The sequence below is a fragment of the Prosthecomicrobium sp. N25 genome (genome assembly GCF_037203705.1).
Lineage (GTDB): Bacteria > Pseudomonadota > Alphaproteobacteria > Rhizobiales > Ancalomicrobiaceae > Prosthecodimorpha.
Map to the genome: position 1 here is coordinate 2,033,011 of NZ_JBBCAT010000001.1, position 11,027 is coordinate 2,044,037.

The following is an 11,027-nucleotide window of genomic DNA, read 5'->3' on the forward strand; positions in this document are numbered from 1 at the left end:
CCTTGGAAGACGCGACCCACCGGCCGACCATCCTGCCCGGCCTCTCGGCCGCCGACCTGGCCGAGGCGCAGATCCAGGCGCGCGCCTGCTGGTACTACTATGTCGGCGCCATGACCCAGCAGCAGATCGCCGACCAGCTCGGCCTGACCCGCCTGCGCGTCAACAAGATCGTCGGCCAGGCCCGCTCCGACGGCCTCGTCAACATCGAGATCAAGCTGCCGCTCGCCAACTGCGTGGCCCTGGAAGAGCGGCTGAAGGCGCGCTTCGCCCTCGACGATGCGTCCGTGGTGCCGACCCTTCCCGAACCCGACATTCTCCAGCAGGTGATCGGCGAGGCGGCCGGCGTCATGCTCGATCCGCTCCTCGTCGACGGCGTCGGCCTCGGCGTCGGCTGGGGCCGCACGCTGCGCGCCGCGGTGCGCCGCGTCACCCCGCGTCGGCGGGCGAGGTCCTGGGTGACCTCCCTGATGGGCGGCCTGACGCGGGGCTCGGGCACCAACACCTTCGAGGTGTCGACCGAGTTCGCCCGCGCCCTGGACGCGGAGTGCTACTACGTCGCCGCGCCGATCTACGTGCCCTCCGTCGAGAGCCGCTCGACCCTGCTCACCCACTACGGCCTCGCGGAGGTCATGCGCCGGGCGCGCGAGGGGTCGGTCGCCCTGGTCTCCTGCGGCGACTTCACCACCCGGTCCCTGCTCGCCACGACCCACATCGTCAGCGAGGTGCTCGACGACCTGAAGGCGGCGGGCGCGGTCGGCGACCTTCTCGGCACGTTCCTCGACGAATACGGGCGCCCGATCTCCCATCCCCTGAACGACCGCGTGATGGCCCTGAACCCGCAGGACCTGAAGGCCTACCCGGTCTCGATCCTGGCCTCCGGAGGCATGACCAAGGTGCCCGTCATCCGCGGCATCCTCAACGCACGCTACGTGCGCCGGCTCGTGACCGACGAGGCCGCGGCGGAGGCGCTCTTGGCATGACGGGCAACCTCGCCACCGGTCCCGGGAGCGGCCGATGATCCATCTTCTCGCGATCGATGTCGGCACGCTGTCGGCCCGCGCCGGCGTGTTCGACGCGGCCGGCACCCTGCTGGCTGCGCGGGCGGCGTCCTTCGAGCTGATGCGGCCCGCCGAGAACCACGCGGTCTACCGCATGGACGAGGTCTGGGACGCGGTCGTCTCGGCCGTCCGCGCGGCCGTCGCCGACGTCCCCGGCGCGGCCGCCACGATCGCCGGCATCGCGGTCGATGCCACCTCCTCGACCGTCTTCGAGGCCCGGGGCCCCCGCCCGCTCGAGGGCGATGCCGACGTCATCTGCTGGATGGACCATCGCGGCGAGCGCGAGGCCGAGGAGATCGCGGCGACCGGCGACCGATACGTGGCCTATGTGGGCGGCACCGTCTCGCCGGAGATGTACCTGCCGAAGATCCTCTGGGTGAAGCGGCACACGCCCGAGGCCTGGGCGCGCGTCACCGCCGTGCGCGACCTCTCCGACGACATCGCCGTCCGCCTCACCGGCGTCGACCGCGCCTCCGCCTGCGCGCTCGCCTGCAAGTTCCCCTACCTGCCGGACGATCCCGAACCCTGGCGGGTCGGCCTCCTCGCCGAACTCGGGATCGCCGACCTCCTCGACCGGGGCGCGCTCCGCGAGCCGCCCGGCCGGGTCGGCGAGGTGCATGGCCGGCTGTCCGCCGAGGCCGCGGCCCGGCTGGGCCTGCCCGCCGGCGTGCCGGTCGCGGTCGGGCTCATCGACGCGGAAGCCGGATCCCTCGGCGTGCTCGGCCGCGGCTTCGGCGAGGCCATGAACCGCACCCTCGCCCTGATCGGCGGCACCTCCACCTGCACCATGAGCTGGGCGCCCGACGAGCGGCGCATCCCGGGCGTCTGGGGCCCGTTCAAGGACGCCGTCTTCCCGGGCTACTGGATGCACGAGGCCGGCCAGAGCATCTCCGGCGCGGCCCTCGACGCCGTGCTCGACCAGCATCCGGCGAGCCCCGGCAAGGCGAGCCCCGAGCGCCACGCGGAGACGGTCCGCGACATCCTCGCGCTTCTGGATGCCGAGGGACCCGCCTTCGGCGCCCGCCGCCATGTGGTGCCCGACTGGCTCGGCAACCGGGCTCCTCTCGGCGACGGCGGGGTCCGGGCGCTCCTGACCGGCATCGGCCTGGAGGTGACGCGCCGCTCCTTCCTGGAGCAGTATTACGCCACCGCCCGCGCGCTCGCGCTGCAGGCCCGCCACATCCGCGACCACCTGAACCGCCACGCCTACGCGATCGACCGCGTCAGCCTCTCCGGCGGCCACACCCGCAACCCGCTCCTGGTCCGCCTCTACCGCGACGCCCTCGGCGCCGACCTGGTGATCTCCGAGGCGCCCGAGCCGGTGCTCCTCGGCACCGCCATGGTGGCCGCGGTCGCCGCCGGCCTGCATCCCGACCTCTTCGCCGCCCTGGACGCCATGGCGCCGCGCCAGACGGTGCATCGGGCCGACCCCGGCTGGGCCGCCGCCCACGAGGCCGCCTATGCGACCTACCTGAAGCTCTTCGCGATCCGCAACGACATCGAGGCCGAGGCCCGCCGCGTCCCGCGCGGCCCGGCCGCGCCCCCCGGAGTGTGAGCATGGCCTTCCTGGAACTCGACAAGGTGGTGAAGCGCTACGGCGCCGCGACGGTGGTGCAGGGCGTCAGCCTGACCGCCGAGAAGGGCGAGTTCGTCGTCTTCGTCGGACCGTCCGGCTGCGGCAAGTCCACCCTCTTGCGGATGATCGCCGGCCTGGAGGAGATCACCGCCGGCGACGTCTCCATCGACGGGCGGGTCGTGACCGGCGTCGCGCCGGCCGACCGCGAGGTCTCGATGGTCTTCCAGTCCTACGCGCTCTACCCGCATATGAGCGTGTTCGAGAACATCGCCTTCGGCCTCAAGATGGCGCGCATGCCGAAGGACCAGATCCGCGCCCGCGTCGACGAGGCCGCGCGCATCCTGCAGATCGAGTCCCTGCTCGACCGCAAGCCGCGCCAGCTCTCCGGCGGCCAGCGCCAGCGCGTCGCCATCGGCCGCGCCATCGTCCGGCACCCGAAGCTCTTCCTCTTCGACGAGCCGCTTTCGAACCTCGACGCCGAGCTCCGCACCCAGATGCGGGTCGAGATCGCCAAGCTCCACCGCGACCTCGGCGTCACGATGATCTACGTCACCCACGACCAGGTCGAGGCGATGACGCTGGCGGACCGGATCGTCGTCCTGCGCGGCGGGCTCATCGAGCAAGTCGGCACGCCCTCCGAGCTCTACGACCACCCCGCCAACCGGTTCGTCGCCGGGTTCATCGGCTCCCCGAAAATGAACTTCCTCGAGACCCGCGTCGAGGCGGCCGGGCCTTCCTCGGTCACGGTCGCCCACCCCGCCTTCGCGGGCGGCCGGCTGACGATCGACCGGGCACCGAAGCGCCCCGTCGCGGCGGGCGACGCCGTCACGGTCGGCCTCCGGCCGGACAACCTGGAGATCGGCGCCGCCCGTCCGATCCTCGATCTCCGCGCCGACTTCACCGAGAACCTCGGCGGCCAGACCCAGGTCTACGCGGTCGGGCCGGACGCCCCCGCGATCGCCATCCTGGTCAACGGCCGCCCGGTGATCGCGCGCGGCGACCCGGTCCGGGCCGGCCTCGCCTCCGGCCACATCCACATGTTCGACGCCGCCGGCCTCGCGCTCTGAAGGGGCCGGCCCGGCGCCGCACCGTTCGGGGGAGACCCATGAGCCATCTCGGAATCGACATCGGCACCTCGTCGGTGAAGGCCGTCCTGCTCGACGGGGACCAGCGCCTCGTCGCCGAGGGCTCCGCGCCGCTCGCCGTCGACCGGCCGCGGCCGCTCTGGTCCGAGCAGGACCCGGACGCCTGGTGGACCGCCACGGAGGCGGCCGTCGCCGCGGTCCGCGCCGCCGCCCCGGAGGCCTGGTCGGGGCTAGCCTCCATCGGCCTTTCCGGCCAGCAGCACGGCGCGACGCTCCTCGACCGCGCCGGCCGGCCGCTGCGGCCCTGCATCCTCTGGAACGACGGCCGCTCCGGCGCCGAGTGCGCCGAGTTGACCGCCCGGGTCCCCGACTTCACCCGCCGCGCCTCCAACATCGCCATGCCGGGCTTCACGGCGCCGAAGCTCCTGTGGGTCGCCCGCCACGAGCCGGAAATCTTCGCTGCGACCGCGATGGTGCTGCTGCCGAAGGACTACGTCCGCTTCCGCCTCTCCGGCGACTTCGTGTCGGAGATGTCCGACAGCGCCGGCACCCTCTGGCTCGACATCCCCGGCCGGCGCTGGGACCCCGTCCTGCTCGAGGCCTGCGACCTGTCCGAGAGCCGGATGCCGCGCCTGGTCGAGGGCTCCGAGGTCTCCGGCGTCCTGTGCGAGGCGGTCGCGGCCGCCTGGGGCCTCTCCGGCCGCCGCATCCCGATCGCCGGCGGGGGTGGCGACAACGCCGCCTCGGCGGTCGGCATCGGGGCGACGCGCGGCGGCGACGGCTTCCTCTCGCTCGGGACGTCGGGTGTCATCTTCGTGGCGACCGACCGCCCGGTGGCGCTGCCCGAGCGCACCTTGCACGGCTTCTGCCATGCGCTGCCGGGCCGCTGGCACGGCATGGTCGTCGCCCTGTCGGCCGCCTCGGCGCTCTCCTGGATCGCCGCCATCGTGGGCGCGGCCGGCGACATCGGCGGGCTCCTGGCGCGCGCCGAGGCCTTCGCGTCGGATCCGGTGCGACGCGCGCACGCACCGGTCTTCCTGCCCTACCTGACCGGCGAGCGCACCCCCCACAACGACCCCCACGCGACCGCCGGCTTCGCCGGCCTGACCGCCGAGCACGGCGCCGACGCGATGGCCTATGCGGTGGTCGAGGGCGTCTCCTTCGCACTCGCCGACTGCCTCGCCGTGCTGGTCGAGGCCGGCGCGGCGCCGGCCTCCTGCATGCTCGTCGGCGGCGGCTCGCGCAGCCCCTTCTGGGCGCAACTCCTCGCCGACGCCACGGGCCTGACGCTCGATCTGCCCCAGGGCGCCGAACTGGGCGCCGCCTTCGGGGCGGCCCGCCTCGGCATGCTCGCCGCCGGCGGCCGGGAGGACGCGGTCTGCACCAAGCCGGCCGTCCGGCGCAGCTTCGCGCCCGACCGGTCCGTGGAGAGCCTCCTGGCCGGACGTGCCGCGCGGATGCACGCCCTCTACCGGCCGGCGGCGCCCGCCGGGTCCTGACACGCATCGCTCACCCGCGCTTATTCCTTGATCCTCCCGGCGCCGGAGGCGTTAGGCTTCTGGCGACCGGGCGGCGAGGACGGACGGCATGACGGGAAGCGCGATGCGGACACGATTCAAGGTGGAGGGCATGGACTGCGCCTCCTGCGCCACCAAGGTCGAGACGGCGGTCCGTAGGCAGCCGGGCGTGTCCGATGTCTCCGTGTCCGTGACCGCCGAATCCATGACGGTCACCCACGGCCCGGACCTCGATGTCCGCGCCCTGGCCAGGGTCATCGGCGGGCTCGGCTACCCGACCGCGCCGCTGGTCGACGCCCCGCGCCCGGTCGAGACCCCGCATCCCCGGGGCGAGGCCGGCCATCGCGACCACGACCACGACCACGGATCCGCGGCGGACGACCGGCCCTGGTGGCGGACCCCGAAAGTCCGCCTGACCCTCGGCAGCGGCTGCGCCCTGGTGGCGGCCTACGGCCTCGGCCACCTTGTCCCGGCCCTGGGCTCCGTCCTGTTCCTGGCGGCCCTGGCGGTGGGCCTTCTCCCCATCGCGCGGCGCGCCGTGCTGGCGGCCGGGCAGGGGACGCCCTTCTCCATCGAGATGCTCATGACGATCGCCGCCGGCGGCGCGGTGGTGATCGGGGCGGTCGAGGAGGCCGCCATGGTGGTGTTCCTGTTCCTGGTCGGCGAACTCCTCGAGGGCGTCGCGGCCGCGCGGGCGAGGGCGAGCATCCGCGGGCTGTCCGCGCTGGTCCCGAGCCTCGCGCGGCTGGAGCGCGGCGGCCTGATCGAGGAGGTCCCCGCCGCGTCCCTCCTGGTCGGCTCGATCATCCTGGTCCGCCCGGGCGATCGCATCCCGGCCGACGGCGACATCGTCAAGGGCGAGAGTGCGGTCGACGAGGCCCCCGTCACCGGCGAGAGCGTGCCGAAGCGAAAGTCCGAGGGGGACACCGTCTACGCCGGCACCGTCAACGGCGACGGCCTGCTGAGGGTCAGGGTCACGGCGGCGGCCGGGGACAACACGATCGCCCGCGTGGTCCGCCTCGTCGAGGAGGCGCAGGAGAGCAAGGCTCCGACCGAGCGCTTCATCGACCGCTTCTCGCGTGCCTATACGCCGGCCGTCGTGGCCGCCGCCGCGCTGGTGGCCGTGGTTCCCCCGCTCCTCGCCGGCGCCCCCTGGACGGACTGGATCTACAAGGGGCTCGCGCTGCTGCTGATCGGATGCCCTTGCGCACTCGTCATCTCCACGCCCGCCGCGATCGCGGCGGGGTTGTCGGCAGGCGCGCGCCGCGGGCTCCTGATGAAGGGCGGCGCCGTGCTGGAGGGCGTCGGGCGGATCACCACCGTGGCCCTGGACAAGACCGGGACCCTCACCAGCGGCAAGCCCCAGGTGACCGACGTCGTCGGCCTGCGGGGCTTCGACGAGCGGTCCGTCCTGTCGCTCGCCGCCGCGCTGGAGTTCGGATCGAGCCACCCGCTCGCCCAGGCCGTGACGGCGCGGGCCAAGGCCGACCGGGTGCCCGTGCCGCCCGCGATCGCGGTCGCCGCTGTGCCCGGCAGGGGCGTGGAGGGCCGGGTCGGCGGCCATGCCCTGTTCCTCGGCTCGGCCGCCGCGGCCGCGGCCATGGACGCCCTGTCGGAGCCCGAGGCCGGGATCCTCGACACCCTCGCCGGGGAGGGCAAGTCCGTCGCCGTGCTGGTGCGCGACGGGCAGGCGGTCGGCCTCCTGGCCCTGCGGGACGAACCGCGCGAGGACGCGAGGCGCGGCCTCGACGCGCTCAAGGCCGCGGGCATCACCCCGATCATGCTCACCGGCGACAACCGCCGGACGGCCGAGGCCGTAGCCGGCAGCCTCGGCATCGAGCCCCGGGCCGAACTCCTGCCGCAGGACAAGCAGCGCATCGTCAGGGAGCTCCAGGCCCAAGGCCATCGTGTCGGCAAGGTCGGTGACGGCATCAACGACGCCCCCGCGCTGGCCGCCGCCCACGTGGGCATCGCCATGGGCGGCGGCACCGACGTGGCCCTGGAGACGGCCGACGCCGCCGTCCTCCACGGACGGGTCATGGACGTCGCCCGCATGGTGGCGCTGTCCCGGGCCGTGATGGCCAACATCCGGCAGAACATCGCCATCGCGCTCGGGCTCAAGGCGGTGTTCCTGGTGACCACCATCCTGGGCCTGACGGGGCTCTGGCCCGCCATCCTGGCCGACACCGGCGCCACCGTCCTGGTGACCGCCAACGCCATGCGGCTCCTGGCCTGGCGGCCGGCCGCGTGAAGGAGAGGCGGCGGGGCAGCGCACGATTGACAAGGATTCGGCGCGGTGCCACCATTTCGTAATAATGAAATATCTTCCACAATAATGGAAGTTAAAGACGGAGAGCTCGGATGCTGCGACTTGCGCTTGGTCTCCTCTGTTCCGCCGCCGTTCTGACGCCCGCCGCCAGCTGGGCCGCACCGGCGAAAGGCGGCGTGATCGACGTGGCGACCATCGGCGAACCGCCGACGCTCGACCCGGTCACCTCGACGGCCGATCTCGTCGGGATCATCTCCCAGCACATCTTCGAGACGCTCTACACCTTCGACAAGAACTGGGCCGTCACGCCGCTCCTGGCCGAGGCGCTTCCCGAGGTGTCCGCGGACGGCAAGACCTACGTCATCCGCCTGCGCAAGGGCGTGAAGTTCCACGACGGCGGCACGATGACGTCCAAGGACGTGGTCGCCTCCCTAAACCGCTGGGGCAAGGTGGCCTCGCGCGGCAAGCAGGTGGCGCAGAACATCGCCTCCATCGCGGCCGAGGGCGACGACGCCGTCAAGATCGTGCTGAAGGAGCCCTACGCGCCCCTGACGGCCTTCCTGGCCTTCAACAACGCCGCCGCCATCGTGGTGCCCGCCGCCAACAACGAGGACACCCTGACCAAGATGGTCGGCACCGGCCCCTACATGCTGAAGGACCGCAAGCCGGACCAGTACATCCAGCTCGTCCGCTTCGACGGCTACGCCTCGCGCGCCGGCGAACCGGACGGCTACGGCGGCGCGCGCAAACAGTATCTCGACGAGATCCGCTTCGTGCCCGTGCCGGATGCCAACACCCGCGCGGAGGGCGCGGTGGCGGGCCAGTTCGCCTACGTGGACAGCCTGCCGGTCGAGTCCTTCGACAAGATCGCCGCCGGCAAGGCCAAGCCGATGATCCAGAAGCCCTTCGGCTGGCCGGTCTTCGTGATGAACACCAAGCAGGGCGTCAACACCAGCCTGGACGTCCGCAAGGCGATCCAGGCCGCGCTCGCCCCCGAGGACATGCTGACCGCCGCCTTCGGCTCGAAGGACTTCTTCGCCGTCGACGGCGCCTTCTACCCCCAGGGCTTCGTCTGGAGCACGCCGGCCGGCACCGAGCCCTACAAGCCGCAGGGCGCCACCGAGGCCGCCGCCGCGCTCCTCAAGAAGGCCGGTTACGACGGCAAGCCGCTCCGCATCCTGACGAGCCGGCAGTACGAGTTCCACTACAAGATGGCGCTCGTCGCCCAGGAGTACCTGAAGGCCGCCGGATTCCAGGTCCAGCTCGACGTCGTCGAATGGGCGACCCTCGTCCAGCGCCGCGCCGACCCGGCGCTCTGGGACATCTACATCACCCACTCGCCGTTCCTGCCCGAGCCCGCGCTGATCGGCATCATGTCGGACGCCTCGCCGGGCTGGTGGACCTCGCCGGCCAAGACCGCCGCCGTCCAGGCCTTCAACACCGAGACCGACCCGAAGAAGCGCGTCGCCCTGTGGGCGGAGGTTCAGAAGGTGATCTACGCCGAGGTCCCGGCCTACAAGGTCGGCAACTTCAACGCCCTGTCGGCCAAGCTGCCGAACCTCGAGGGCGTGGCCGCGGCGCCCTGGCCCTATTTCTGGAACGCCTGGATCGAGAAGTGACCCGGTCCGGCGTCGCCGCCGCGACTTCTCGGGCCGCCGCGACCCCCCGGGCCGCCGCACCGCGGCGGTCCGCCTGCCGTCCCTGAAGGCTCAGCGATGCTCCGTCTCGTCTTCGACCGCCTCGTCGGCATGCTGGTCGTGATGGCCCTGGTGGTGACGATCGTCTTCGTCATCGTCCGCGTCACGCCCGGCGACCCGGCGGCGGTCATGCTCGGCCCGGAAGCGACGGCCAGGGACATCGCGGAGCTGCGGACGCGCCTCGGGCTGGACCGGTCCCTGCCGGTGCAGTACGTCGCCTATGTGGCCGCCCTTCTGCAGGGCGACCTCGGCCAGTCGATCTTCCTCAACCGCCCCGTCCTCCAGGCGCTCGGCGAGAGGGCGGAGCCGACCTTCTTCCTCACCCTCATGTCGATCGCCATTGCGTGCGGCATCGCTCTCCCGGTCGGCATCTACTCGGCGGTCCGCCGCGGCACCGTCTTCGACCAGGCCGCCTCGACGCTCGCCATGCTGGCCGCCTCGATCCCGAGCTTCTGGCTCGGCCTCGTCCTCATGCAGGTCTTCGCCGTCCGGCTCGGCTGGTTCGACCCGTCCGGCTACGGCGGGCCGGGCGCGAGCCTCGGCGAGCGGCTGAACCACCTCGTCCTGCCCGCCGTCGCGCTCGGGATCGTCTCCTCCGCCCTGATCGCCCGCTTCACCCGCGCCGCGATGCTGGACGTGCTCGGGGACGACTTCGTCCGCACCGCGCGCGCCAAGGGCATGAGTGAGTGGCGGGTCGTCATGCAGCACGCCTTCAAGAACGCGCTCATTCCGATCCTGACCGTCGTCGGCCTGACCGCCGCGCTGCTTGTCTCCGGCGCCATCGTGACCGAGACCGTCTTCGGCCTTCCCGGGGTGGGCAGCCTCGTCGTCTCCGCCGTGCTGCGCCGCGACTACCCCGTCATCCAGGGCGCCCTGCTGGTCGTCGCCGGCCTCTACGTCCTGATCAACTTCGTCATCGACATGCTCTACCTCGCCGTCGACCCCCGGGTGCGCTACTGATGGCCGCCGTCGCCGCCGCCCCGATCGCCGAGCCGCACGTCCTCGCCGGGCTGATCCGGCGCCCGACCGCGCTCGCCGGCCTCGTCGTGCTCGTGGTGATCGCCGGCCTCGCCATCGCCGCGCCCTGGGTCGCGCCCTTCTCGCCGCTCAAGCTCTCGATCGCCAACCGCCTGAAGCCGCCGTCCGACGTCTTCCTGTTCGGCACCGACGAGTTCGGCCGCGACGTCCTCTCGCGCACCCTGCATGCCGGCCGCGTCTCGCTCATGGTCGGGGCGGCGGTGGTCGTGGTCTCCCTCGCCATCGGGGTGACGCTCGGCCTCGTCGCCGGCTACTTCCGAAGGCTCGACGCCCCGGTCTCGCGCCTCATCGACGCCATGATGGCCTTCCCGGACATCCTGCTCGCCATCGCGCTCGTCGCCGCGCTCGGCCCCTCGGCCGCCAACGTCGTGCTGGCGCTCGGCATCGTCTACGCCCCGCGGGCCGCCCGGGTGGTGCGCGCCTCGACGCTGGTCATCCGCGAACTCGCCTACGTGGAGGCCGCCCGGGCGCTCGGCACCCCGACCCGCGTGATCCTGACCCGCCACATCCTGCGCAACCTCGCCTCGCCGGTCATGGTCCAGGGCACCTTCATCTTCGCCGCCGCCATCCTGGCCGAAGCCGGCCTGTCCTTCCTCGGCGTCGGCGTCTCGCCGGACATCCCGACCTGGGGGACGATGATCGCCATGGGCCGCCAGTTCATCGACAAGGCCTGGTGGATCATGGTCTTTCCCGGCATCGCCATCGTCGCCTCGGTCCTCTCGCTGCAACTCCTCGGCGACGGCCTGCGCGACCTGCTCGACCCGCGCCTCGCGCGCTCGACCTGACG

The 11,027-nt window shown here is 72.7% G+C and carries 8 protein-coding genes; all 8 read left to right on the forward strand.

Going from position 1 to position 11,027, the window contains the following annotated elements; all coding sequences use genetic code 11:
- The first annotated feature begins 2 nt into the window (after positions 1 to 2).
- The 8 genes from WBG79_RS09210 (at position 3) to WBG79_RS09245 (ending at position 11,025) form a co-directional block, all read left to right on the forward strand.
- On the forward strand, positions 3 to 980 hold the full coding sequence (locus tag WBG79_RS09210) for a sugar-binding transcriptional regulator (RefSeq protein WP_337356812.1): 978 nt from the start codon (positions 3 to 5) through the stop codon (positions 978 to 980).
- 34 nt (positions 981 to 1,014) lie between these two features.
- The gene (locus WBG79_RS09215; RefSeq protein ID WP_337356813.1) at positions 1,015 to 2,613 is read left to right on the forward strand and encodes an FGGY-family carbohydrate kinase; all 1,599 of its coding nucleotides are present in this window, start codon (positions 1,015 to 1,017) and stop codon (positions 2,611 to 2,613) included.
- A 2-nt stretch (positions 2,614 to 2,615) separates the two neighbouring features.
- Positions 2,616 to 3,701: an ABC transporter ATP-binding protein gene (locus WBG79_RS09220; RefSeq protein ID WP_337356814.1), complete on the forward strand. Its 1,086-nt coding sequence runs from the start codon at positions 2,616 to 2,618 to the stop codon at positions 3,699 to 3,701.
- A 38-nt stretch (positions 3,702 to 3,739) separates the two neighbouring features.
- Entirely contained in the window at positions 3,740 to 5,218 is a 1,479-nt protein-coding gene (gene xylB / locus WBG79_RS09225; RefSeq protein WP_337356815.1) for a xylulokinase, read from the forward strand.
- Between the two features lie 88 nt (positions 5,219 to 5,306).
- Positions 5,307 to 7,487: a heavy metal translocating P-type ATPase gene (locus WBG79_RS09230; RefSeq protein WP_337356816.1), complete on the forward strand. Its 2,181-nt coding sequence runs from the start codon at positions 5,307 to 5,309 to the stop codon at positions 7,485 to 7,487.
- 113 nt (positions 7,488 to 7,600) lie between these two features.
- Positions 7,601 to 9,124 carry an ABC transporter substrate-binding protein gene (locus WBG79_RS09235; RefSeq protein ID WP_443147448.1) on the forward strand — a complete coding sequence of 508 codons (1,524 nt, stop codon included), beginning with the start codon at positions 7,601 to 7,603 and terminating at the stop codon, positions 9,122 to 9,124.
- A 96-nt stretch (positions 9,125 to 9,220) separates the two neighbouring features.
- On the forward strand, positions 9,221 to 10,162 hold the full coding sequence (locus WBG79_RS09240; RefSeq protein WP_337356818.1) for an ABC transporter permease: 942 nt from the start codon (positions 9,221 to 9,223) through the stop codon (positions 10,160 to 10,162).
- Positions 10,162 to 11,025, forward strand: a complete 864-nt coding sequence (locus WBG79_RS09245; RefSeq protein ID WP_337356819.1) for an ABC transporter permease — start codon at positions 10,162 to 10,164, stop codon at positions 11,023 to 11,025. The genes WBG79_RS09240 and WBG79_RS09245 overlap by 1 nt, the downstream gene beginning before the upstream one ends.
- Positions 11,026 to 11,027: the final 2 nt, after the last annotated feature.